The sequence below is a fragment of the Butyrivibrio sp. INlla14 genome (assembly GCF_900102515.1).
Lineage (GTDB): Bacteria > Bacillota > Clostridia > Lachnospirales > Lachnospiraceae > Butyrivibrio.
The window spans coordinates 17,275-42,383 of sequence record NZ_FMVS01000032.1 but is presented as its reverse complement, the minus strand read 5'-3'; the positions used below and the strand labels follow the sequence as shown (position 1 = coordinate 42,383).

At 37.7% G+C, this 25,109-nt stretch carries 27 protein-coding genes and 1 pseudogene; 4 read left to right on the top strand and 24 right to left on the bottom strand.

The window, feature by feature from the left end; translation table 11 throughout:
• The 5 genes and pseudogenes from BLO53_RS19000 to BLO53_RS16510 form a co-directional block, all read right to left on the bottom strand.
• Window positions 1-149 (bottom strand): annotated as a pseudogene (locus BLO53_RS19000) (IS1380 family transposase); the annotation flags it as partial.
• A 140-nt stretch (window positions 150-289) separates the two neighbouring features.
• Window positions 290-976 (bottom strand): hypothetical protein, encoded by a 687-nt coding sequence (locus BLO53_RS16525; RefSeq protein ID WP_092064115.1) that lies wholly within the window; start codon window positions 974-976, stop codon window positions 290-292.
• Window positions 977-1,100: 124 nt separating this feature from the next.
• Window positions 1,101-1,364, bottom strand: a complete 264-nt coding sequence (locus BLO53_RS16520) for a hypothetical protein (protein WP_092064111.1) — start codon at window positions 1,362-1,364, stop codon at window positions 1,101-1,103.
• Window positions 1,365-1,407: 43 nt separating this feature from the next.
• On the bottom strand, window positions 1,408-2,154 hold the full coding sequence (locus BLO53_RS16515) for a nuclease-related domain-containing protein (protein WP_092064108.1): 747 nt from the start codon (window positions 2,152-2,154) through the stop codon (window positions 1,408-1,410).
• Window positions 2,155-2,212: 58 nt separating this feature from the next.
• Window positions 2,213-2,965, bottom strand: coding sequence for a hypothetical protein (locus tag BLO53_RS16510; protein ID WP_092064105.1), 753 nt, complete (start codon window positions 2,963-2,965; stop codon window positions 2,213-2,215).
• 230 nt (window positions 2,966-3,195) lie between these two features.
• Here BLO53_RS16510 and istA point away from each other — a divergent pair, with 230 nt between their 5' ends.
• Both istA and istB read left to right on the top strand, forming a co-directional pair.
• Entirely contained in the window at window positions 3,196-4,758 is a 1,563-nt protein-coding gene (gene istA, locus BLO53_RS16505; protein ID WP_092064102.1) for an IS21 family transposase, read from the top strand.
• A 13-nt stretch (window positions 4,759-4,771) separates the two neighbouring features.
• On the top strand, window positions 4,772-5,548 hold the full coding sequence (gene istB / locus BLO53_RS16500) for an IS21-like element helper ATPase IstB (RefSeq protein ID WP_092064099.1): 777 nt from the start codon (window positions 4,772-4,774) through the stop codon (window positions 5,546-5,548).
• 512 nt (window positions 5,549-6,060) lie between these two features.
• On the opposite strand, the gene BLO53_RS16495 is transcribed toward istB, so the two are convergent.
• The gene (locus BLO53_RS16495; RefSeq protein ID WP_092064096.1) at window positions 6,061-7,179 is read right to left on the bottom strand and encodes a hypothetical protein; all 1,119 of its coding nucleotides are present in this window, start codon (window positions 7,177-7,179) and stop codon (window positions 6,061-6,063) included.
• Window positions 7,180-7,365: 186 nt separating this feature from the next.
• On the bottom strand, window positions 7,366-8,496 hold the full coding sequence (locus BLO53_RS16490; RefSeq protein WP_092064093.1) for a D-alanyl-D-alanine carboxypeptidase family protein: 1,131 nt from the start codon (window positions 8,494-8,496) through the stop codon (window positions 7,366-7,368).
• Between the two features lie 179 nt (window positions 8,497-8,675).
• On the opposite strand from BLO53_RS16490, the gene BLO53_RS16485 reads away from it, so the two are divergent.
• Window positions 8,676-9,743 (top strand): tyrosine-type recombinase/integrase, encoded by a 1,068-nt coding sequence (locus BLO53_RS16485; protein ID WP_092064118.1) that lies wholly within the window; start codon window positions 8,676-8,678, stop codon window positions 9,741-9,743.
• A 49-nt stretch (window positions 9,744-9,792) separates the two neighbouring features.
• Here BLO53_RS16485 and BLO53_RS16480 read toward each other — a convergent pair whose 3' ends face one another.
• Both BLO53_RS16480 and BLO53_RS16475 read right to left on the bottom strand, forming a co-directional pair.
• Entirely contained in the window at window positions 9,793-11,316 is a 1,524-nt protein-coding gene (locus BLO53_RS16480; RefSeq protein ID WP_176757333.1) for a DHH family phosphoesterase, read from the bottom strand.
• Between the two features lie 146 nt (window positions 11,317-11,462).
• Window positions 11,463-11,882: a LysM peptidoglycan-binding domain-containing protein gene (locus tag BLO53_RS16475; protein ID WP_176757332.1), complete on the bottom strand. Its 420-nt coding sequence runs from the start codon at window positions 11,880-11,882 to the stop codon at window positions 11,463-11,465.
• A gap of 200 nt (window positions 11,883-12,082) precedes the next feature.
• Here BLO53_RS16475 and lexA point away from each other — a divergent pair, with 200 nt between their 5' ends.
• Window positions 12,083-12,700: a transcriptional repressor LexA gene (gene lexA / locus BLO53_RS16470; protein ID WP_026487779.1), complete on the top strand. Its 618-nt coding sequence runs from the start codon at window positions 12,083-12,085 to the stop codon at window positions 12,698-12,700.
• A gap of 219 nt (window positions 12,701-12,919) precedes the next feature.
• Here the strand turns inward: lexA and rsfS are convergent, their stop codons facing one another.
• The 15 genes from rsfS to hisG all read right to left on the bottom strand — a co-directional run bounded on the left by rsfS (window position 12,920) and on the right by hisG (window position 25,103).
• Window positions 12,920-13,285, bottom strand: a complete 366-nt coding sequence (gene rsfS / locus BLO53_RS16465; protein WP_026487780.1) for a ribosome silencing factor — start codon at window positions 13,283-13,285, stop codon at window positions 12,920-12,922.
• A gap of 24 nt (window positions 13,286-13,309) precedes the next feature.
• Window positions 13,310-13,891, bottom strand: a complete 582-nt coding sequence (gene yqeK, locus BLO53_RS16460) for a bis(5'-nucleosyl)-tetraphosphatase (symmetrical) YqeK (protein ID WP_092064084.1) — start codon at window positions 13,889-13,891, stop codon at window positions 13,310-13,312.
• Window positions 13,888-14,496: a nicotinate-nucleotide adenylyltransferase gene (gene nadD / locus BLO53_RS16455; protein ID WP_026487782.1), complete on the bottom strand. Its 609-nt coding sequence runs from the start codon at window positions 14,494-14,496 to the stop codon at window positions 13,888-13,890. Before nadD ends, yqeK begins: the two co-directional genes overlap by 4 nt.
• Window positions 14,497-14,536: 40 nt before the next feature.
• Window positions 14,537-14,848 (bottom strand): ribosome assembly RNA-binding protein YhbY, encoded by a 312-nt coding sequence (yhbY, locus tag BLO53_RS16450; RefSeq protein ID WP_092064081.1) that lies wholly within the window; start codon window positions 14,846-14,848, stop codon window positions 14,537-14,539.
• Complete coding sequence (obgE, locus tag BLO53_RS16445; protein WP_092064078.1) at window positions 14,845-16,188, bottom strand: GTPase ObgE; 1,344 nt, start codon at window positions 16,186-16,188, stop codon at window positions 14,845-14,847. The genes yhbY and obgE overlap by 4 nt, the downstream gene beginning before the upstream one ends.
• A gap of 83 nt (window positions 16,189-16,271) precedes the next feature.
• A complete protein-coding gene (rpmA, locus tag BLO53_RS16440) occupies window positions 16,272-16,559 on the bottom strand; it encodes a 50S ribosomal protein L27 (protein ID WP_022774002.1) in 288 nt (95 codons plus the stop codon).
• A 3-nt stretch (window positions 16,560-16,562) separates the two neighbouring features.
• Window positions 16,563-16,892 (bottom strand): ribosomal-processing cysteine protease Prp, encoded by a 330-nt coding sequence (locus tag BLO53_RS16435; protein ID WP_092064075.1) that lies wholly within the window; start codon window positions 16,890-16,892, stop codon window positions 16,563-16,565.
• 22 nt (window positions 16,893-16,914) lie between these two features.
• Window positions 16,915-17,223 (bottom strand): 50S ribosomal protein L21, encoded by a 309-nt coding sequence (gene rplU, locus BLO53_RS16430; protein ID WP_026487786.1) that lies wholly within the window; start codon window positions 17,221-17,223, stop codon window positions 16,915-16,917.
• A 99-nt stretch (window positions 17,224-17,322) separates the two neighbouring features.
• Window positions 17,323-18,483 (bottom strand): ribonuclease E/G, encoded by a 1,161-nt coding sequence (locus BLO53_RS16425; protein WP_092064072.1) that lies wholly within the window; start codon window positions 18,481-18,483, stop codon window positions 17,323-17,325.
• Entirely contained in the window at window positions 18,476-19,204 is a 729-nt protein-coding gene (locus BLO53_RS16420) for a TIGR03936 family radical SAM-associated protein (protein WP_092064069.1), read from the bottom strand. Before BLO53_RS16420 ends, BLO53_RS16425 begins: the two co-directional genes overlap by 8 nt.
• Window positions 19,197-21,077, bottom strand: a complete 1,881-nt coding sequence (locus BLO53_RS16415) for a TIGR03960 family B12-binding radical SAM protein (RefSeq protein WP_092064066.1) — start codon at window positions 21,075-21,077, stop codon at window positions 19,197-19,199. Before BLO53_RS16415 ends, BLO53_RS16420 begins: the two co-directional genes overlap by 8 nt.
• 9 nt (window positions 21,078-21,086) lie before the next feature.
• On the bottom strand, window positions 21,087-22,382 hold the full coding sequence (gene hisIE / locus BLO53_RS19815) for a bifunctional phosphoribosyl-AMP cyclohydrolase/phosphoribosyl-ATP diphosphatase HisIE (protein WP_092064063.1): 1,296 nt from the start codon (window positions 22,380-22,382) through the stop codon (window positions 21,087-21,089).
• Window positions 22,382-22,972, bottom strand: a complete 591-nt coding sequence (hisB, locus tag BLO53_RS16405; RefSeq protein ID WP_092064060.1) for an imidazoleglycerol-phosphate dehydratase HisB — start codon at window positions 22,970-22,972, stop codon at window positions 22,382-22,384. Before hisB ends, hisIE begins: the two co-directional genes overlap by 1 nt.
• A 203-nt stretch (window positions 22,973-23,175) precedes the next feature.
• The gene (gene hisD, locus BLO53_RS16400) at window positions 23,176-24,465 is read right to left on the bottom strand and encodes a histidinol dehydrogenase (protein ID WP_092064057.1); all 1,290 of its coding nucleotides are present in this window, start codon (window positions 24,463-24,465) and stop codon (window positions 23,176-23,178) included.
• Entirely contained in the window at window positions 24,462-25,103 is a 642-nt protein-coding gene (gene hisG, locus BLO53_RS16395; RefSeq protein ID WP_092064054.1) for an ATP phosphoribosyltransferase, read from the bottom strand. Before hisG ends, hisD begins: the two co-directional genes overlap by 4 nt.
• Window positions 25,104-25,109 lie beyond the last annotated feature (6 nt).

Below are 25,109 nucleotides of genomic sequence, written 5' to 3'. Positions count from 1 at the left end.
AATATGCTGTCAATCAGCTTGTCAAAGTGCAGTTTGCTGATAAATTCCTTTATTAGGAGAAGACCAGCATCGGAGGATAAATCGCCTCCATCAAAATTTAATTTAAAACGCTTATTGCTTTCTAAGGTTGTGTAATCTAAACTATACATATGAAGCCTCTTTTTTGTTATGGTTTTGGATTCGACACCTAAAATTGTAACAGAATTGGGGCTTTATTAATACCCTTAGGTTTCACTTATTGGGTGAAAGCAATATGCAGTTTAAATGCAGTAACTATGCGGCTTTGTAATTAAGCCGTGAATAATTCAGGTTTAGTAATTTGATTTGCTACAAAAGTGAAAACTTCAGGGCAATACGTTTTTAAATCTTGTGGGTATGTAAGATACAATCTATAAGCTTCAGCAAAACCTTCTGTGGCATCATACATATTATTGGCTGCTGGTATATCAAAGCGTGCCATTACAGAAGCATATTTAGAATACAAAGATTTCCATTTTGATGATGCACTAATTGTACAATTACCTTTGTAGTAACCAGTAATATACTCTGCTATGAAATCTAAAGCATGACCACATTCATGCAAATAAGTGTCTACGTTAGCATTATTACTTATGTATATTTCAACAGGAGCATTTACACTTTGAATCTTTTTTGATGAAGGATTGAAAATAACGGATGCTCCATATGTTTTACCATTTATCGCGCCTCCGTTAGTATTAAATCTTGGAGCGGATGAGGTAACATATATTTTTACTCCTTCTTGTATGAATAAGTCCCATATTTCTATTGGCGTAATACTAAATACCTGTGGATATATTGCACTTCTGATATTGTCATAATTGGGGACTGTGTTATCAAAACAAAATGGAATAAATTCATCATACGATGCATATGCTTTCAGATTATTTGTATATACAGTTGAGAATATGAGTACAACAGACAAAATCGATATAATGAGTAGCTTAAATTTTTTCATAGTATACCTTTCTAGAAAAAATGAAGATTTAGTATCTCCAATAATTATTCTATAACAATTATCCAGTTGATATCATATCCAATAAAATCTTAGCCCTTTCTTCAAGCTCCAACTTTTTTCCATCTTAATCTATTTCTCCTCTATCAGGCAAAGCATGAACAAATACTAAAGCAGCAATGAAGCTGGCTATAATACCAAAAAACAAGGCCGTGACCACCGCTAGCCTACCTATTCTTACTTCGTCTGCGCTGTAACCTTTAAATGAAACAATCATGTATGCTCTGTTAGATATGGCCCATGCGGCATATAAACGTATTAGTATTCCCATAAGAATTATAAATATATAAAGAAGAATATCCCATGTTCCTGCTTGATTATTTGTATACATATTTGCCCTCCTACAATTCTTTTAAATATGTCACTTGAATATATTAGAGATTTCTTGTAAATCTGCATTTTGGATAATTTGAACAGCCATAAAAACTTTTCCCTTGGTATTTACCTCGTTGAGCGGTTCGAAGTACTAAGCTCCCTCCGCAGCGAGGACATATTAAGCTATTATTTCCCATTTTGATGTTTTGAATATGAGCAGCCTTCACATAATCATTGGCGTTAGTTAATGGCAATAATCTACTGCAAATATAATTTACCTGAGCATCATCATATACATCCGGAAACTGATTCCAGATATTCTTTATCACTATTCTTAAATCACTCGTGTTACAAACAAAAATGCCTGGAGAAGATATCGAGATATCTTTTAATTCCGAATCATCCCCAAAGACAATTATTGAAAAGGCATAAAACTGGCCAATGTAATTACTAAGTGCCTTTATATGAGACTGATTCTGTTTTACAGGATTATAGAAATGGTATTTTTCAACTTTTCTGCCTCCAAACCACGTTCTGGCTCCTAATAGGGTGCTGGTCCAGTTTTTGGCTCTTTCGTTTCCAAATATGTATCCTGAGTAATTTTTGCTTTCTATAATAAACAGACCTTTTTTAGTAACGTACACAAGGTCTATTTCTGAAGTGGACCCATCGTATCTAGGTACATATAGATTTCTAAGACACGTTCCACTATATCCGAAGAAATCTATCATTCCCAACTTATTGGCGATTTTTCTTTCTCCGGACTTACCTCTTAAACCAATAAAGAAATTATCAAACAAGCCCATTATCTATTCCTTTTCGGCTGCAAAAAATGCCATAACTTATGAAAACATCCGTCCGTAGTTAGTTGTTATTATACTGAAGCTGTTCAGCTGCCCATCTAGCACTTTCCGCTTCTTCTTTTGCACTCTCTGCGGCCTCTCGTGCACTGATAATCTCCGACTCTAAAGAAGAAATATTTGAAGCCAAAGAATCATAACTGTACTTATCACAAATACTAGTCTTAATCTCTTCAACATCGGATTCAATCGATGACACACTATCATTTATGTCATTTATGCCACTACCTATATTTGAAATCGCTGAAATAACATCCGTGTTATTAAGTCTCTCACAAAGCTGATCTACTTGGTCATTGACCGAAAAAGAAAACCTACCTAGTTCACTAATAAACGATTGTTTTAAATCCTCAAGTTGCTTACCAAACTGATCTGAGTATAATACTTTCTCAATTCTATCAAGCTTATCGTTTTGACCATCCAATGCATTTATTACATCTATAATCAGATTTTTTTCGCTTTTATTTGCCAATACATCCCTTCGCTTATCTATTGTTTCCTTTACTTCTTGTATTCTCTTTTCATATTCAAGCTTAAGAGCAGAAATTTCTGCATTATTATTGGCAATTAGTATATCTTTTTCCTGCAGAAATGCCTTTTTATTTTCCTCAGCGCTCTCTTTCGCATCAAACTTTATCTTTGTAATCTTCTTTCTCATATGAGAGATAATAATTATAAGAGTAATGATCACCACTACTAGAAAAGCGGCAATTATACCAGTGATTTGTGTTACGGTTAATTCTTTTATGATTCCCATGTATTTCTCCAGATTGTTTCACTCATACCTTTAGGATATAACCATCTTTAGCATGATGATTCTTGTATCATCCGGACAGGATTCTTGAATTATCCGGACACGTAATCTTTTATTATCCGGACAAGCATTCTTGAAACATGCGGACAACCGTTCCTGAATCATCCGGACAAATGACATCTCACATTGATCTTCTTAGAATGTAATTAATTACATTCTAAGGAGGGTATGAAATGAGGTGTCTTGATACTATGAAAGTTACTGAAATCCTTCGCCTGAGGGAAATGGATCTCAATCTACGAGATATAGCATCAGCTGTAGATTGCTCCAAAACTACCGTTGGCGAAATTCTTAACAGATGCAAGGACTGTGGACTAACCTATGAAGAAGCAACAAAGCTTTCTCCTGAGCGGATCAATGAGCTGATATATCCAGACTCCTTTGGCCGTAAGCAATCCAAGGATGAACCAGACTGGGAAGCTATATACAAGCGACTTATGTCCAGCAGAAGAATCAACCTTTATTACATCTGGGAGCAGGAATACCGCAAAGATAATCCTGATGGCTACAGCTACAGTTACTTCTGTGCCAAGTTCAATACATGGAAAGAAGATACCGGTAAAGAAGTGGTACTGCCTCAGGAGCGCGAACCTGGCAAGGAACTGTTTGTCGACTGGATTGGTGATACTCTTCCATGCATTGTTGACTATGAGACCGGTGTGATTCATGATGCTCATTTCTTCGTAGCTACGCTTGGAGACAGTTCATATCCTTTTGTTGAAGCATTTCCTAATGAAACACAGATCAACTGGAATCAGGCTCATATAGATGCTCTTGAGTGGTATGGAGGGCTTCCCAAGATACTTGTGCCCGACAACTGCAAAACAGCGGTTGTACATACCAACCTCTACAATCCGGAGCTCAACCATGCTTACAGAGACCTTGCCCGTCATTATCAGGTTGCTATCATCCCAGCAAGAGTCAAAAAGCCAAGAGACAAACCTACAGTTGAATCAGGCGTAGGCTGGCTTGAAACATGGCTCCTTGAATGGCTTAAGGATAAAATATATCACAGCTTTGAAGCTCTGAATGCTGACATCAAAGATCGTGTGCTCGAGCTTGCTGAAAGGCCGTTTAAGCACCGCCCAGGATCAAGAAGCAGCAACTTTATTGCTCTGGATAAGCCTGCTCTGCGACCATTGCCCAAAGATCCTTTTGAGTATTATGAGACACTGCCAGTCAAGACGGTACCTAATAACTATCACGTCTACTATGACGGCTTTTATTATTCAGTGCCATATACTCTCTACAAGAACTCCGTTACCATACATGCCTATGCCAAGAAGATTGAAATCTTCAACACAATGGGCGAAAGGGTTGCGCTCCATATCAGAAAGTTCTCTGGAAGGCGTTATGCAACTGATATAAATCACATGCCAGCAAACCATCGTGCTATCAGAGAATTCAATCAGTATGATGGAACTCATTATCGCTACAGGGCATCAAGTATCGGGCAGAATGCTTATCGCTTTGTAGATACACTCCTTAAGTCTGCTGACTTTGAGGAGCAGGCATATAAATCCTGCATGGCTGTAGTAAACTTCAGCAAGCAGTACGGTAACACCAGAGTTGATAATGCCTGTAAGAAGGCACTTGATCTCAACTCTGTTACATATACAACACTCAAGAACATCCTGAAAAACAATCAGGACAAGAAGCCCGTAAACGCTGATCACTCCGATGCGGACACTCCAACTCCAAACCATGAAAATCTCCGTGTCGGAGAATGGGAATAGGAGGTGATGCATCATGAACTACCAGACAGCGGAACAGTTAACAGCAATGAAGTTAAATGCCATGAGGCTTGAGTACGCCAGGCAGGATGAACTTCCTGCTTCGCAGGCTCTTCCCTTTGATGACAGGCTGGGAATGATAGTAACAGCCCAGTTTAATGCAAGAAACAAAGCCAAGACAAACCGGCTTATACGACTTGCACATCTAAGAGAGCCAACTGCATGCCTTGAGAACCTGGATTATGAGCCTATACGAAAACTCAAAAAGGCAGACGTCGCAAGACTCTCTGACTGCCAGTGGGTCACAAGCGGTAATAACCTCATCATCACAGGAGCGACTGGTGTTGGCAAAACATATCTGCTATCAGCATTTGGCAGAGAAGCTTGCACCAGAGGGCTTACTGTAAGGTGCTACAGAGTTCCAAGGTTGCTTACAGACCTGAATATCGCCAGAGGTGATGGCTCATACAACAAGCTGATGCAGGATCTGGTAAAACCTAATCTTTTACTGCTTGATGATTTCGGTATGAAACAGTTAGACCTAGGCATGACTCAGGACTTCCTTGAAGTCATCGAGGAGAGATACCACAGACATAAGTCCGTAGCCATCTCAGCACAGTTACCTGTTAAGAATTGGGTTTCAGTTTTCAAGGATCAAACGATTGCAGATGCGGTCCTAGACCGCATAGTGCGCAATGCATATAGATTTGACCTAAAAGGTCCTTCCCGCCGCCCTACGATAGAACATATGCTGGCTGACGCCGGAGATGACAATAAGGCGGCAAGCGAGTAATATAAAAAGTAGATGTCATCTTGTCCACTTGATACAGGAATCTTGTCCGGATGTTAGTAGAAACCTTGTCCGGATAATAGCGGAACTAACGTCCGAGTATTACAAGATGCTTGTACCAAATAGACAAGAATCATCATTAGCATTCGCATCCTTAGCACTTGTTAGAGTCTCTTTTTCATGGACCTTTTAACCAACTGAGTTTATAAAATCATTCACATAATTACATACATTAATTTTACATATTCCGTATAACAAGGGTGTAAAGTCAGGATGAAAAATATATTAAATTTACGAATAAAAACAGCCACTTCCCACAGCTTTTTCATCTGCGAAAAGTGACTGCCCACAAATCCCATATTTATGCCCTTTTTCTATTCGTAATATCAGTAGGAGCCGCATGCCCAAGCCGTTTTGCCAGTAATACTTAATCAAAAACACTTATAATTTGCTGGCAAACTCCCCGTTCATGCTTATGATTTCTACCAATGGAACAACCTTTTTGGATGCTGTTTCTATAATCCGGCATTTTTCTTTATGCTTTTCTTTAGCTCATTAGCACCATCATCTGGCAGGAATATATATCCCTCATTCTCATAGAATTGCTGAACCGTCTGGTACTCGTCGCTACTTTGTGAGTATTTTTTCCCATCATTATCGTACACATTAAGAGTCTGTACATATTGAGTGTCTTTATCTACATAGAAATATACCAGCTGACATCCTCTGCCATTCTTGGAATATGGGAGTGTTACGCGATACTCATATTCTCCATCACAACCCAAATCCACATACTCTGTTTCGATACCTTCTTTGTTACAGATAAAGTCCCTCTCACCTGTTTTTTTCTCAAAAAGAGCTTCTATATCTGAAATGGAATATTCTTTTCCTGTTTCAAAATTCTTGTTAAAGGTAAGTCTTTCATCTGATATGGCAGCTGAGAAAACTGCTCTAGTATCGCCTTCTGCAAATCCTTCAAAGAGACTAAGGGTCTCTTTATCAATAAAGTATTTTCTCTGGTCAGAGCTTAAATCTAAATATTTCTCTTTATCTGGATAATTATAGAAATCCTCACCAAGTTTATCTAAAGCATCGCAATCATACTCATTTATATCATTGAAGTCCTTCCCGGTAGTGTCTTTATAGTAGCGGGCAATGGCTGATACATAATTTACTAAGAATTTACTGCTATTTGGATTCATATACCATTTAATATAATTTTCAATTGTTTCTGGCCTGTTTAGAACACGTAACTTTTTATTTTCGTCAAATTCGCTATTTCCAAGGTATTCTTCTATATCGGTTACTGTAATATCCTCATCAGGATGATCGAATTTATAAGCTAAGAGATAAGTATGTAATTCAATTTCTCGTACATGGGTCTTATCCAAATAGAATTGCTCAATCTCGTCCATTGCAAAGGCTTTATTTTGACAGTAATACAAGTACGCCATACGATTTTCTTTTGACTCTTTCCTGTCTTGATAACATCTAAAACAAAATACACCGCCAGCGATTATGATACTTACAATAAATAAAAAGACTATTACTTTTGCAACCTTCATAGCAACTTTCTCGGGAAAAAGCTTATCGATAAGGTCCACATATTCTTTTTCATCGTTATTTTTGCTCATATAAATTTTCTCCATTATACGTTTTATTCAAAAAAAATCAGCCATCATATTCTATGATGGCTGGTGATTATTAGTAAGATAAAAATGAGCCCGCAACAGACCCCAGGACCATAGCCAGTATCAGCAAAAGAGCTATGGATGCAATGATCTTACTGTATTTCTTTAAATGCATTTATATCACTTCCTTTAACTTGTATATGTGTCGTAGATTTCAACATGATCGTAGATGCATCTCCAGGAACTCCAGGCATCTGCTGTAACACAGATATAATGAGATCCATCGTTTGAAATCTGGTAACTTGCGCCGCAACAACCTGATTGTACTACAAAACCTGTCTTGGCGCCAACAACTTCTCCATGAGTATCCTTATCTTCAATACGTCTGATAAACCAGTTTGAAATTGTTATACCCTCTGGATGCTGTTCTGTAGCGGAAGTTGTATAGGTTCTTGCCTGTAATACATCGTGGCATAAAGCGTTCTCTTCTGCCGCCTTTAAGATCATGGCCATATCAACCAAAGTACAGTAATGATCCTCATCATAGATACCAATGCAATTAGTAAAATGAGCTGTGCCAGAAAGGCCAAGTTCTGATAATTTATCATTCATCATGTCTACAAAGGCTTCCTGAGAACCTGCCACATACTCAGCAAGGCACATTGCTGCATCACCACCACTTGGAAGGATTGTGCCATAGAGAAGATCTCTTACTGTAACGACTTCCCCAACCTGAAAGCCTACAGCACTACAATCTTTGCTATATACAAAATCTCCTATTGCCTGAGTCATTACAAAAGTATCATCAAGATCTGTTATATGCTCGCAGGCAACTAAAAGAGTAAGAATCTTTGTCATAGAAGCTGGATTAATCCTGACGTTTCCATCCTTGGAGGCAACGGCAGTTCCATTATCAAGATTAACTAATAAGGCATAAGTACTTAGAACATTCTCACTGCTTATATAAGAGGTGTTTTCTGATAGCTCGACATTGTAGCCTTCAAAAAACGAAGAAGCATCCTCTGATCTTGCCATAAAAGGATTCTCTTCCTCTATTTCTACATCCTGCACAACTGTATCTACAATCTCAGATTCTGCAGTATCTGAAGCCTCTACAGATGCTATTTCAGCAGCTTCTACTACGCTGCTATTCTTTGTTTTATGGTGAATTATGGCTGAAGAAATAAGCACTATTCCTAATACCACTGAGGATAAAAGAAGTGCCATTCGCCTTATGATTTCTTTTTTTCTTTTCTCTTTATATTCAGAAATAGACAGCCTACTACCGTCTCTTTTTCTATAATTAACTTTATTTCCCAAAACAAAAAACCACCCAACAAAAAATGAAGTACTTTAAAATTGTAACATTTATGTAAAAGATTCATCAACCTATAATATGGACAAATTTGGAATCAAAATTTGTGCACACTGATAATTTAAGTGATGTTAAAACACTAAATACTGTGGTTATGGTTCTCTTGTGTGATATACTTAAATCTATGAAAAACAATAATGGAAACGAAGAAAAATATTATACAGAGCAAGATAAGATAAATATCTTAAGGATGCGTGATGTTCTTGATACACTTCCCAAATTCTGCAGGCAGTTCTTTAGGGGAATTGAGCCTACAACATCAGCTAGGACAAGGCTTGGATACGCCTATGATCTGAGAACTTTTTTTGAGTATCTTCATACCCAAAATCCTGCCCTTTCCAAAACTGATATTAAGGAATTTGAGATAGGACTTCTTGACCAGATACAGCGTGAAGATATTGAGGAATATCTTGAATACCTCTCTCTTTATGAGAAGGAGGATAAAGAGATCACTAACGCTGAGCAGGGCAAAAAGAGAAAAATGTCAGCGCTACGATCCATGTACAACTATTTCTATAAAGCAGAGCTTATTCAAAAGAATACACCAGAGCTTGTGAACATGCCAAAACTTCATGAGCATGAGATAATTCGCCTTGAGCCCAATGAAGTTGCTACCCTCCTTGATCAGGTTGAAGCTGGGGAAAAGCTTACAAAAGCTCAATTGCGGTACCATAATAAGACAAAGCTAAGGGATGTAGCTTTATTGACACTTCTACTTGGTACTGGAATCCGAGTTTCTGAATGTGTAGGAATTGATCTTGATGATATTGATTTTGATACTAACGGCCTTAGGATTCATAGAAAAGGTGGATACAATACTATAGTGTATTTTCCTGATGAAGTTCGTACAGCACTCATAGACTACATTGAACAGAGAAAGGCTGTAATACCAGAAGAAGGCAGCGAAAATGCACTATTTCTTTCTCTTCAGAATAAGAGAATTTCAGTTCGAGCCGTAGAAAAACTTGTAAAAAAATACGCTCAGAATGTCACTACTCTAAAAAAGATAACGCCACATAAGCTCAGAAGTACCTTTGGTACAAATCTATATCAGGAATCTGGCGATATATATCTTGTTGCAGATGTCCTTGGGCACAAAGATGTTAATACTACCCGTAAGCACTATGCAGCCCAGGATGATGCAAACAGACGAAAAGCTGCAAGAATGGTACACTTACGTGAGGATAATTAAAAACAAAAAAATCTTGAGTAAATATACGGTTTACTCAAGATTTCTTTTTTTACACTGCTTTATATGTTTTCTTAAATAGATTCTTCTCAACTATAAACATGTCGTGAAGGTCATCCTGACTGACGCATAGATAGTCACCCTTTTGTCCTACCATGTATCTGTCCAGATCCCAATATGAGAAAAGTTTGGTGGTCTTGGTCAGTTTCTTGGCATAAATCCTGATATCATTGGTAGATTCACAGCTCTTGGCTATAGGGAGAAGTGATATGGATTTGCCTGTATCTGCGTTCTTGATTACAGGACTATAGTCGATATTAAGCTTAAACTTCTTCCTTGATTTCTTAAAGCTATTATTGAATTTCTCAAGGGAAATAGCCTTAACATTGCCTGTCATATCTATGATAAGGATAGTATTATCCTTGATCTCGACATTATTATCTCCATCAAGAGTTCTGATGATTGCCATATTTCCTGCAGGAATACTATCAGATGCTTCTACGTAACCAAGTGTGATTGATGATCTCTCATACTTGCTCATATGAGACACATCGAGAGTTGCGTTGCTAGCGTAGATAATCTCAGCATTTTCAAAATAGTCAGCCATTCTCTCTCTTATTATATTTGATATAGAGTGCTTAGCTGAATCATCATCAATTTCGATATAATCTGGATATTGCTTGATAATAAGTTCGTTCTTAAGAATTCCTCCAGCTTTTTCAGTATGTCCGCCTCCGGATCCTATCTTCTGAGCAAGGAAAGTTGCAAGTTCATCAGCCTTTGTTTCGCTGGAACAGCTTCTTATTGAAAACTTAACACCAAAAGACAAAATACTATAAACAAGGCATACATCTATATTATCTACAGCAACAATGAAATCTCCAATTAGCCCTAAAATATTAGGATCGCAAGGATCTGAGCGCAAAATAGCATATCTGTTTTCGGCATGGTATTCAAGGCCAAGCATTGCAACTCCGGCTATCTTCGCTTCTCTTAAAGTGAGGTTCATGTTCTTTAATTTCTGAATGAGGTTCTTGTCATAGTCAAGAGATTCAACCATATCTCTATCAAGAGGGTGTGACATCTCGGAAAATGCATTGGTATCAGAATATAGACCATAATAAAGAGCTGTTGCAATATTCTTGTCGACAATGTCTTCGTCATTTTCAATCTTAAGCAGATTCCATATTACTGAGCAACAGCTTCCAAGGTTACTCCTCACTTCGTTGAGCTTGGGAAGGTTGACGTAGACCTGGTGATGGTCGATTATGGCGACCTCTTTGGCAGGGAATTTTCTTACATTACCCTCTCCGTATTGGCAATCAGTTAATAGGAGTAAATCTGGCTTATTCTTCAGGGTTGCCACAAATTCGATAGGAATCTTAAGCTCTTTGATAAGATAAACAAGATTACTCTTACTGATCTTAAAATTACCAGAATAGATAAATCGAACCTTCTTATTATGTGCCAGAAAATATCTGTATAACACATATCCTGAACAGATAGCATCTGCATCAGGATTATCGTGGCACTGGATAACTATTGACTTGAAGTTTAGTAATGCTGAAAGCTTCATAAAAAAAGTCTCCTTAACCATATCATTATATATCAGGAAGGAGACTTTTATAAACAGAAAATATAATAATTTGAAATATTTTAGTAACTAAATCTGGGAAAGTATGGGCATTGAAGCAGACAAATTGCTGAAAAAATATTCATTCCTTATTTATATTCAGTTTCATAGTAGGGCAAAATAATACATTCTCCTGCTTTTACAACTGAATCTGTAGAGAGTTTGTTTATACTACAGATTTCTCCTACATAAGAGCCCAAATCCTCATAATGATCAGGATTGAAATGCTCTGAAGCTATACTCCATAAAGAATCTCCGGCATGAATAGTCACAGCTGTATAATATTTGAATTCTGGGGCGTAATCATCTGACTGCGCATCTGTAGAAATTGAATTATTTAAAAATATTACAGAGAATAAAATGATTGCTACTAATAGTAAAAGCATTATGATCTGCTTCCTAAAAATGCGCTGTCTGCGTATCTTATTGGCTCTAATTCGAACTTCGCTCTTACTAAAATATCTGGGATCATTGTAAAGACTTGCTGCTGCATACATTGCACTACTCATCTCATCACCTCTCTGATAAAAAACGAACATTTGTTGCGAACGGTTGTTCTGATATAATAATATAAAACAAACACTTGTTTGTCAACAAAAATCGAACATATTTTCCGAACAAATATTTGCTTTTTGTTGATGCGAATGTTATACTAATTAAGAGATGTCGTGAGTTTCAACCGATTTAATAAATTTTTAGGAGGGTGCCAATGGAGAAAGGTAATATTTCTAAGAAACAACAGGAGATTCTTGATTATATCAAGGAACAGACTCTGCAGAGAGGATTCCCTCCAGCTGTAAGAGATATATGTAAGGCTGTTAATCTTAAGTCTACATCTTCTGTGCATTCTCATCTTGAGACCCTTGAGAAGAATGGATATATCAGACGAGATCCTACTAAGCCCCGCGCTATTGAGATATGTGATGATGGCTTTAATATGGTCAGATCTGAAATTGTTAGTATTCCCGTTATTGGGCAGGTAGCAGCTGGACAGCCTATTCTTGCTGAGGAGAATATTGATTCATATATTCCTATTCCGGCAAGCATGTGTCCTAAGGGAGCCAATGCTTTCATCCTTAAGGTCAAGGGTGAATCAATGATCAATGCTGGAATTTTTGATGGAGACCAGATTTTTGTTGAGCAGTGTAATACTGCCAAGAATGGTGAACAGGTCGTAGCTCTTATTGACGATTCCGCTACTGTTAAGACATTTTACAAAGAAAAGGGACATATCAGACTTCAACCTGAAAATGACACTATGGATCCCATTATAGTAGATGATTGTCAGATTCTTGGTAAGGTGTTTGGTGTGATGAGATTTTATTGATTCTTGTAGGATTTTGTTTAGGTGTCCGTTTGGAAATGTGCAGTTCTCGGACGAGGATTATGATTTTCAAGATGAAAAAATGAAGGGAGCTCGACTGCTACGAACAACGCTGAGAGGAGAGCTCTCTTCATTTATGAATCTTAGAAAATCACACCGTAGACGAAAACAAGCATTTCCGAGTGGACACCTTGGTTTTGATAGTCTATTCCTGAAATATATTTATTTATCTAAATCTTCCTTGTCGATGACTTTTCCATCTCTCCAGATTCTCTCAAGATCGTAGAATAATCTGTTCTCATTGTCAAAAACGTGAACAATAATATCGCCAAAATCAAGTAAGATCCAATTTCCAGATTCATAACCTTCAACATTTTTGGTCATGTGTCCGGCTCTTCCAAGTACTTCTTGAACGTTGTCGGCCATAGCCTGAACCTGATTTATATTAGTACCACCAGCAATTATGAAGTAGTCTGCAAGAGTTGAAATCTCGCTAATATCAAGAACTTTAACATCTTCTCCCTTTCTATCTTCAAGGGCGTCTACAGCCATGCTGGCCATTTTCTTTGAAACACTTAAATCTGCCATTAAATACCTCGCTTTAAAACTATCTTATTTGTAGTACTTTTTGTAATACTGATACGCATTATTTGTAGCTTCATCTACTTCCTTGCCTATTGTATCCAAATAGATCACAGAATCATGAAGTATATGAGAAAGACATCTGTCTATATCTGTAAATGCCTCTTTTCTGATAATATCCATCCCCTCTAGAGGCTTTCTATTGGGTTCTATAAAATCAGCGATGTAAACAATTTTCTCCAAAAGAGACATATCTTCTCTTCCAGTTGTATGCCATCTTATTGCATTCAGTATTTCTGTATCATATACGTCATATTTAGTTCTTGCAAGATACATTCCAACCTTGGCATGCAAAAGAGAATGATTTCTTTTCTCTACATCTGATATTTCAATGTTGTTCTTTTCGCATATTTTTATCTGTTCGTCATGACTCATGCATTTTGCACAGTCATGAAGCATACCAGCTATAAGAGCTTTCTCAGCATCAGCCCCATGGGCAAAAGCCAAAGCCGCTGCGGTATAAGCTACTCCAAGGGTATGATCAAATCTATCTGGCTTAAGAGTTTCCTGTAACTCTTTTCTTAATTTCTGTGAAATCTCAAGTGTTCTCATTTATATAACCCCTTTATACATATGTATTCAATGCATTTATCAGGTAGCATGTATCTTACAGATTTTCCACTCTTTATACGTTCTCTGATATCCGTAGCGGAAATATCAATACGATTAAAGGTCAAAAGTCTGATGTCTGCATTATATAAATCTTTAAGCTCACTTCTCTTTTTATCAAGGGCAGCTGTGTCATCCTCACGTCTGGTGGCTGCAAGGATAATACATGAGCCAAGTAGCTCTGGTGCCTTGTACCAGCTGTCAATACCAAGTACAGAATCAGCGCCAAGAATAAGATAAAGCTCATCTCCGGGATACATGTTTTTTAAGTCATTAATTGTATCTACGGTGTAGGAGCCGCCTTCTTTATCAATTTCAAGTCTGGAGCATGTAAAATAAGGGTTATCTTCTATGGCCATCTTGACCATTTGATAACGCTCTTCTGTTCCAGATACCTCTTTTCTGTTAGGCATATGAGCCAGATAATTGGGAATATAGATAACTCTGTCAAGCCCAAACTGTTCTCTGGCAGCTTCGCCTAATAGCAAATGCGCATTGTGAATAGGGTCAAATGTTCCTCCAAGTATACCAATCTTTCTGCATTCCATAGCCAGGCCTCCTTTTGGTATAAATAGGTGACAGTTTCATTTAAGCCTTCTTGCTAGCCTTAGGTAAAATAATCTTAGGATCATCCTTGAAAGGCTTGTAAAGCACAAATCTTCTACCAATAACCTGAACAAGTTCTGATCTTGTACGCTCAGATACTGTTCTGGCTACCTCATTGACATCCTCTAAGCAGTTCTTTAAAACTGTTATCTTAACAAGCTCATGAGTGTTAAAGGTTTCTGTTATAGCCTCTGTAACTTCTGGGCTTACACTTGATTTACCAATCTGAAAAACTGGCTCAAGATCAGATGCAAGGCTCTTTAAATATGCTCTTTGTTTACTAGTTAATGTCATTCTTCTTCATCCTCTTCAAAATCTCCAGGTGCTGTATCAGCATTTCTGTAATACTCAAAGCTAAAGCCGTACATGCGCACGGTATCACCTTCCTGGATATGTAATTTCTCAAGTTCATCCAAAATGCCGTTGTCAGCCATGAACTTCTGGAAGAAAGCAAAGCCCTTCTCAGATTCAAGGTTTGTATAGCCCAGCATTTTCTCAATCTTAGGGCCTTCTACAACGTATTCCTTCTCTTCTGGATCATACTCTACTGTAAATGCATCATCTGCTGTTCTAGCCATTGTCTCAGGGAAGAATTCCTGATCAAATACAACAGGCTTTTCGTTTATCTCAGATAATACCTTACTAATATAGTATAACAGTTCCTGAATACCTTGACCAGTAAGTGTGGAAGTAGCAAATACCTTAACTCCAAGAGGTTCATATCTGTCACGGATTTTCTGTATGATCTCGGCCTGTTCTCCCTCAGGAAGCATATCAATCTTATTGGCTGCAATAACCTGTGGCTTTTGAGTGATATCAGCGTTGTAAGTTTTAAGCTCGTTATTGATAGCTTCTATATCTTCTATTGGATCACGGCCCTCTGTTGAAGCTGCATCTACGACGTGGATCATTACTCTTGTTCTCTCTATGTGACGCAGAAATTCATGGCCAAGGCCAAGTCCTTCAGAGGCACCTTCTATAAGACCAGGAATATCAGCAACTACAAAGCCTCTTGCATCCTTAAGATCAACAACTCCAAGCATTGGAGAAAGAGTTGTGAAATGATAATTGGCAATCTTGGGCTTAGCATTTGAAATCTTGGACAGGAAAGTGGATTTTCCAACATTTGGAAAGCCTACAAGGCCTACATCTGCAATAACCTTAAGCTCTAGTAAAACTTCAAGTTCGAGGGCAGGCTGACCAGGCTGAGCATACTTAGGAGCCTGCATTGTAGAGGTTGCGTAATGCATGTTTCCATTTCCGCCTCTGCCACCCTTTAAGATGACCATTTCTTTGTTATCACCACTCATATCGGCAATAACCTGGCCACTATTAGCTTCTTTTATTACAGTTCCCTCTGGAACCTTAATGACAAGATCCTGGCCATTTTTGCCATGGCAACGTCTCTTATTACCATCCTGACCATTCTCTGCCTTATATTTTCCACCATAATGAAAATCGGCAAGAGTGTTGATACCCTCATCGACTTTAAATATAATATCGCCGCCTTTACCGCCGTCTCCGCCGTCTGGGCCGCCGTTATTTACGAATTTTTCTCTTCTAAAGGAAATATGGCCATCGCCACCTTTCCCGCTAGATATAAATATCTTTGCTTTATCTACAAATACAGGCATATTACTCCTTTTTATATAGAAACACAAAAGTTTGAAAAAGGGCTTCAAACAAACATGTTTGAAGCCCGATTAAACAAAAATAATTACTTATTCTCTACAGGATGAACGCTAGCCTGCTTTTTATCTCTGCCCTTGCGCTCAAATCTAAGAACACCATCAACAAGTGCATATAATGTATCATCGCTACCGATGCCTACATTTACACCAGGATGAATGTGTGTTCCACGCTGTCTGTATAAAATATTACCGGCCTTTACGAATTGTCCGTCAGCTCTTTTTGCTCCAAGTCTCTTGGATTCTGAATCTCTACCGTTCTTAGTAGATCCAACACCCTTCTTATGAGCAAAAAATTGAAGGTTCATATTCATCATGACTTATTCCCTCCTAAATTTAATGTTCAAAAATTTCTTACCATACTGTCTGAATATGCTATCTACACCTAACTCAAAAGATTTAAGAAGAAGATCTGCATCATGAGAAGGATCATTCTCAAATCTAATCCTGATAAGACCCTGGTCTTCGTCCTGATCAACTATGATCTTGTCTTCTGTCAAAGAATCGATGGAATTAACAAGATTGATCGTAAGAACAGATACTGCAGCACAAACAATATCTTCGCCATACTCTGCGTAACCTGCGTGTCCATTGCATTCAATGCTCTTAAATGTATCATCAGATTTTTTTGTAATAGTTATAGTAGTCATGCTATTTAGACGTTTTCAATAATTACAGTGTGATCTTGTCAATCTTAACAAGTGTGAAAGGCTGTCTGTGACCATTCTTCTTGTGATAGCCAGTCTTTCTCTTGTACTTGTAAACAACAACCTTCTTAGCACGGCCCTGCTCAACAACTGTTGCGCTAACCTTAGCTGAGCTAACATCGCCAGCTACCTTAAGTGCCTTTCCGTCGTTTACTGCGATAACATTATCAAATGTTACCTCTTTTCCAGACTCGACATCAAGCTTCTCTACTCTGATCTCGTCGCCCTCGGAAACTTTGTACTGCTTACCACCAGTTACAATAATTGCGTACATAAGTTACCTCCTTCTTCAAAAAACTCGCTAACTTTGGCGGAATCAAAAGATTCACTTAAGCCTAGTTAAGCGGCATACCATAGTAATATAACACTGTATTTATCTATTGTCAACAGCATTTTCAACTTCTTGCAAAATTTCTTTTAATGATTTATCGTTTTTATTTCTTGTAAGCTCCATAATGCCAAGCCCCGTCACATCTACAAAGTTAGTGTGTATGGGATCTTTTCTGCATAGTTCAGTCATATGCCCTATCAAGATTTCATAATTTTTTTCATCTTTCATGTTTATGAAATCTATAAGAATCATACCTGTGAGATTACGTAGTCTTACCTGTCGCATGATCTCATCTGCAGCCTCAAGATTTACAGCCATAGATATGTCTTTTTTGCCCTTTATGGCCTTTCCGGTATTTACATCTATTGCATTAAAGCTCTCAAGCTGCTCAATTATTAGAAATGCTCCGCTTTTAAGCCAGATCTTATTTTGGCGAAGGCTGTCTATCTTAGAATTGATACCATGTATACCAGTATCTTCTATGACTTCAAAGTCAGTTATACCTCTGTTTCTAAGAAATGCCCTGGCTTTATCAAGACTTGAATTTTCAGGAGAATAAAGAAGGCTGTAGATAGTTCTTTTCCTTCCCTCTGTAAGTATTAAGCTAATGCGCTTGAGACATTCTGCAATATCTTCTGTTATGGCGGATATGTAGCTTTCCTCAGGAATATCTACAGCATTTGTTCGTACAATAAGTCCTGCGCTAAAAGATAAATTCTTTTCTTTTTGGAAACTTTTAAGCGTAGCTTCAAAAACAGGCTTGGTTATATCTATGAGGGCCTTTCTCTTAGCATCATTTAGCTTTAAAGAAGCACCTACACCGCTTCTTCCAAGGGTTATAACAGAGTATTTGCCAGATATAGAAATTGAGGTTGTGAGCTTGGACTTTTTGCTCTTAATGGCCTCAGATTCAATCTGGACTATAACTTCATCTCCGCTTTTTAAGGCGGCTTTCTCTTCAACATTTCTGTTAGTTACACAAACATTTGATATATTCTGAAGGGACAAATAGCCGATACTATCCTGGCCATATCTTATAAAAGCTGCATTCAGGTTTTTGACTATATGATCGACTTTGCCAAGATATACTTCGTGTACCTGGCTTTTTCTGTCAAAAGAAAGAAATTCCATTTTCCCATCAATAAAACCTGTTATAACAGGTGCATTATGATATTTTGATAGAATTATCTGTCCGTCAGACATTTAAATAAAACCTCTTACTAGTATCGTCAGTTATAAATGGTTCAATATAGCTCTTTTCTCCATTTTCGCATAATTTGTAGATATCAACTCTGTGAAGATCAAGAGCACTATTGTCAAGTTCAACCCTCTTTGATTTCATAAAACCACCAAATAAAAGTGCTGGCTTTAAAGTGGCAAGGCTGCTCATGCTTAGGAGCATTGTTACAGACTCATGCTCTTCATCAAAGGAATAATCAAAGATCATGGGCTTCATATCTATTTCTTTTTCACCACTTTTTGTTTTCTTAATGGCCGGAAGCTTATCTTGTGACAAATAAGCTTTAAAGTCAGCAATCCAGTCAAAATCAGGCTTTAGACTTTCTCTGAACTTAATTATATATTTGGCTGCATATGCTGCGGTCATGGCTTTTTCAGAGGAATCTGAAAGCTCCTCTACAGCAAGTATGGATATACCCTCATTCATGACAGCATTTAATCTGTTCATAATATCTTCGCAGCTAGCCATGGTATTTACGGTCATATCCATATATTCACCATCACTTGTAGCGCCAACGCTAAGAGGCTGGGCAAAAGAGATAACCTGGTGAGGACTAAAACCTTCTGAATATTTAATATCAATTTCAGCCCTTCTTATGGCCTTTTGGAAATAACGCATAACATCCAGATGGCCTATGAACTTGATTGGACCGTTTTTAGAAAATTTAAGTCTAAGTTTATGCATTATTTCTATCCTCCATACATACTCCAACCTTATAGGAGGTAGCTCCACATCCAAGGCAGCTTTGTCTACAGTTGGTAGATGGCTTGCCTTCAAGGGCGTTTTTCCACTCTCTTAAAAGAAATGTCTTCGTAACTCCGCAGTTTAAGATATCCCAAGGGAATATCTCATCCTCTGTACGCTCTCTTGTTGTATAAAAGAAAGGATCAACTCCGCATTCTTTAAAGATATCCATCCAGACATCAAACTTGAAATATTCTCCCCAGGCATCGTAAATACAGCCTCTCTGATAGGCTTTTAAAATTACCTCGTTAAGCTTTCTGTCGCCTCTGGCAAGGATACCCTCCATCATACTTGCATCTGCCTCATGCCAGTTGTACTTGATGTGCTTCTGATTAAGCTGAGACATAATGCCTTTTCTTGTCTTATTTGCTTTTTCAAGGAACTCTTCCTTGGTGTTCATTGGAGCCCACTGGAAAGGAGTGAAGGGCTTTGGAACAAAGAAAGAGGTGGAGGCAACGATGTCTATAGTTCTGCCGTTTCTCTTTTCCTTGGGAACAGTCTCAAAATATTCAACAGCAACTTTATTGGCAATATCGCCAATTCCTAGGATATCCTCGTCAGTCTCTGTAGGAAGTCCCAGCATGAAATATAGCTTAACCTTATTCCAACCGCCAAGAAATGCCTCGTGGGAGCCTCTAAGAATATCTTCCTCAGTAAGGCCCTTATTTATAACATTACGCATTCGCTGAGTTCCTGCTTCTGGAGCAAAGGTAAGGGAGCTCTTTTTGACATCCTGAACTTTGCTCATTACATCAAGCGAAAATGCATCAATTCTAAGAGAAGGTAAAGAAATATTGACTTTCTTGTCATTACATTCATCAATAAGGAAATCCAAAAGCTCAGGAAGCTTGCTGTAGTCAGAGGAACTTAAGGAGCTTAAAGATATTTCTTCATAGCCTGTGTTTTTCAGTGATTCAATTGCAAGCTTTTTGAGGTGTTCTACATCTTTTTCTCTAAGAGGCTTATAAAGCTGGCCAGCCTGGCAGAATCTGCAGCCTCTGATACATCCTCTCATAACTTCCAGCACAACTCTGTCCTGTGTGATCTTGATATAAGGCACAACAGGCTTGGTTGGATAGAACTCGTTTGAGAGATCTCTGCACATTTCTTTATAAACTGTTTTAGGAACATCTTCGTAGATTGGATCCATAGAAAGAATTGTTCCATCTTCCTTGTATTTGACATCATAAAGAGAAGGCACATACATTCCAGGAATATGAGAGACCTCTCTTAGGAATTCTTGTCTGGAATAGCCTTCTTTTTTTGCTTTTTTATAAAGCTCGAAAATCTCTCTATATCTGGTCTCGCCCTCTCCGATATAGAAAAAGTCAAAGAAATCAGTTATAGGCTCAGGGTTGTAAGTGCATGGACCGCCGCCCACAACGATTGGATCATCCCAGGTTCTATCCTTGGAAAGAAGTGGAATCTTAGACAGATCAAGCACCTGCAATATATTGGTGTAACACATCTCATACTGAATTGTGAAGCCCAGGAAATCAAAGTCTCTTACAGGGTCCTGAGATTCAAGCGCAAAAAGAGGAATGTCTTTTTCTCTGAGAAGTTTGTCCATATCGGTCCAAGGGGAATAAACCCTCTCGCACCAGACATCATCAAAAGAATTAAACATTCCATAAAGAATCTGGATTCCAAGATGAGACATTCCAATCTCATAAACATCAGGAAAACACATGGCAAATCGGATATCAACCTGGGATTTATCCTTGATAACACTGTTTACTTCATTGCCAATGTATCTTTCTGGTTTTTCGATACTAAGAAGTATCTCATCTGAAAGTGCTAAATTATAATTCATATTTTTCCCTTATCGTCTAGATAGTTCGTCTGTTACATCCTCCCAGCTGACATTTTTCTCGGCCATGAGGACCATCATATGATACAGGAAATCAGACATTTCGTAAACTATTTCGTTTGAACCCTCATTTTTAGCGGCAATGACCATCTCTGTGGCCTCTTCACCAACCTTTTTAAGAATCTTATCAAGCCCTTTATCAAAAAGATAATTGGTATAGGAGCCTTCTCTTGGATTTGCCTTTCTGTCTTTTATAACTTCAAATACACTATCAAGGACTTTCTGAGGGTTCTTTTCGCTATAATCCTTTTTAGCGATTTCGTTAAAGAAACATGAGTAGCTGCCGGTGTGGCAGGCTGCTCCAACCTGTTTTACCTTGGCAAGGATTGTATCAAGATCGCAATCAGCTGTAAGCGACATAACAAACTGATAGTGGCCACTTGTCTCACCCTTTATCCAAAGCTCATTTCTGCTGCGGCTAAAATATGTCATTTTTCCTGTACTTAGAGTTTTATTATAAGCCTCTTTGTCCATATATGCCAACATAAGGACCTGATCTGTACGATAATCCTGAACAATTACAGGTACCATCCCATCAGAATTTTTCTTAAGATTTTCCCAGGTGAATTTTGGAATAAATCTGAACATATTAAGGCCTTCTTTAAGACAGGCAGCTTTTATTCTTGAAACGTCTTTAGAACTGTCGTTTATTATATTTCCTGAAATTCCAAAGATTATATCATTTTCCTTAAAAATATCCAGAGGAGAAACTTCATGGTTATCTTTTAGAACAATTACAGGTAGATCAATCTCATCACTGATAGTTGTATCTGCCTTTCCAGGTGATATATATATAAGCTCGTTAGAAAACTCTTTTACTGTAATTTTGTTATCTATGATCTGAGCTTCATCTTTATAGCAGATAACTATTTTATCCTTGCCAAATTTTTCAGATACTTCCTTGAGAATATCTATATTTCCGGCTTTGGAAAAATTAAGACAAGCCTTTTTACATCCTGCGTAGAGGAGTTTTTTTATGTCCTCCATACGTTTTACATTTCCAGCACCAATCACTGGAACATCACTTTTTTTGCAAATTTCTTTTATGATATCAAGAGCTTTTTCATGGGCTTTGTCATCACCTGAAGGAGACTTGTCAAAAACAATTATCCCATCTACGTTGTCATTGGAATATCTAATAGCAAGTTCAATAGGAGACTCGGCAAGATATTCCGAACTTTTAAGTGTTTTTGTTGCCTTCTCGTTTTCAAGATAAATGGATGCATATATTTTCTTAAACTCTGACATTAAAGTGCTCCTTTTGTACTAAGTACATTTTCAATTCTAGGATCTATTGTAGTTGCTTCATCCAGGGCTTTGGCAAAGGCCTTAAATAAAGCTTCAATTTTGTGATGATCATTTTGCCCTGTTATGATCCGCAGGTGGAGATTCATGCCAGCGCTATAGGATATGGCGTAAAAGAATTCCCTGACCATCTGAGTGTCAAAATCTCCAACCATAGGAGAAGCAAATTCACCATTCATCACAAAATAAGGTCTTCCGGAAAGGTCTATTGCACACATTACAAGTGTTTCGTCCATTGGAAGGATCATACTTCCATATCTTTTGATGCCCTTTTTATCACCAATAGCCTTTGCAATTGCCTGACCAAGAACTATTCCTGTATCTTCTACTGTGTGATGGCAATCGACATTTAAATCACCATTGGCTTTCACTGTAAGATCAAAAAAACCATGTCTTGCAAATCCATCCAGCATATGGTCAAAGAAACCATTGCCAGTTTCAATGTTGCTGTTGCCTTTTCCATCAATATTGAGAGAAATGGAAATATCAGTCTCTTTTGTCTTTCTTGCAATTGTCGCTTCGCGGTTTTCCATAGATTGTGTCTCCTTAAATTAACCTCACAAAATATTGTTAAATTAATTTATTAAAATTAAATAACTTGCAGTTTATGCTCTCTTTAGAAAGTTAACTTGCAATATTCAGGGCTTTTTTACAGTTTTTCATTTAACTAAATTCGTATTAACCAACTCGGTCAATTAAATATTCATTGACTGGTTCGGTTAATGAATATTGCAAATCATTCAAATCTTACAGCTATAGAATTGGCGTGAGCTGTAAGCCCTTCTTCCTTGGCAAAAAGCTCAATATCCTGATGAACCTTTGAAAGAGCCTGCCTTGAATAGGAAATAATGCTGCTCTTTTTAAGGAAGTCATCTACATTAAGTGGTGAAAAGAATCTTGATGTTCTATTAGTAGGAAGAATGTGATTAGGGCCTGCATAATAGTCTCCAAGTGGCTCTGATGAATATTCTCCAAGGAAAATAGCTCCAGCATTCTTAATCTTGGTCATATCTTCATAAGGATTTCTGGTAATAATTTCAAGGTGTTCAGAAGCTACTGCATTAGCAGCGTCAATTGCATCGTCCATATTATCAGCCACAAATATATATCCATAGTTTTCAAGAGATTTTTTGATGATATCTGCTCTTGATAAAGTCTTTAAAAACTCATCTATTTCTTTTGAAACATCCTCTGCAAGCTTCATAGAAGTTGTAACAAGAATTGCACTTGCAAGTTCATCATGTTCAGCCTGTGATAAAAGATCTGCTGCTACATATCTAGCATTTGCTGTTTCATCAGCAAGTACAAGGATTTCACTTGGGCCAGCAATTGAATCAATAGAAACATGTCCAAAGCAGGCTTTCTTGGCCAGGGCAACAAAGATATTACCAGGACCTGTTATCTTATCAACCTTAGGAATACTCTCTGTTCCAAAGGCCATAGCTGCTATTGCCTGCGCTCCACCAACTTTGTAAACTTCTGTTACCCCAGCAATATCAGCAGCAACAAGGGTTCCTGGATTAACAAGTCCATCAGGCCCAGGAGGCGTACACATTACAATTCTTTCAACTCCTGCAACCTTGGCTGGAACAACATTCATTAGAACGCTTGATGGATATGCTGCTTTTCCACCTGGTACGTAGACGCCGGAAATCTCGATTGGAATAATTCTCATTCCAAGAATGCTTCCATCTTCTCTAGTTTCAATCCAGGAATTTCTCTTTTGCTTTTCGTGAAAAATTCTGATATTCTCAGCGCTTTTTTTCATTACTTCTATAAGGTCTGGATTTAGCTTTTTGTATGCGTCCTTGATTTCCTGTGCTGTTACTTTAACAGAATCCTTATCAAGCTGGCATTTATCAAATTTGGAAGTATACTCGAAAAGAGCTTTGTCACCGTTATTTCTGACATTTTCTATTATATCATTAACAATGTTCTCGTATTCCGAAAAACTGCCTGGATTTCTATTTAAAAGATTTCCGAGAAGTTCTTTTTTTGTCTCCTCTGTAAGTTTTAAAGTTCTCATGTATCTAACTTCTCCTTCATATCATTTATTAGTTTTCTGATTCTTTCTGTTTCCATCTGCATACTGACCTGATTAACAATCATTCGTGCAGATAATGGACAGATTTCCTCAAGAACTTCCAGACCATTTTCACGTAGTGTAGAGCCTGTCTCAACAATATCTACGATTACATCTGAAAGATTAACTATTGGTCCAAGTTCAACTGATCCGTTTAACTTGATTATGTCTACTGTCTGATGTTTTTTGTTAAAGAAATAATCTTTGGCAATATTAGGATATTTGCTGGCGACTCTGATCATCTCTCTATGAGTCAAAAGCTCTTTGGCTTCATGAGGACCACAGACACACATTCTGCATTTACCAAAGCCAAGATCTAAAACCTCATATACTCTTCTGTTTTCTTCCAGAATCGTATCTGCTCCAACTATTCCTATATCCGCTGCGCCGTATTCTACATAAGTTGGAACATCCGGTCCCTTTGCCAGAAAAAATTTAAGTTTTAGCTCCTCATTTGTAAAAATAAGCTTTCTGGTCTTTTTATCTAAAATTTCATCGCAGGTAATCCCGCATTTATTTAATAGCTCCATTGTGGAGTCTACTAATCTTCCCTTGCCAAGGGCAAACGTCAAATATCTCATAATCCT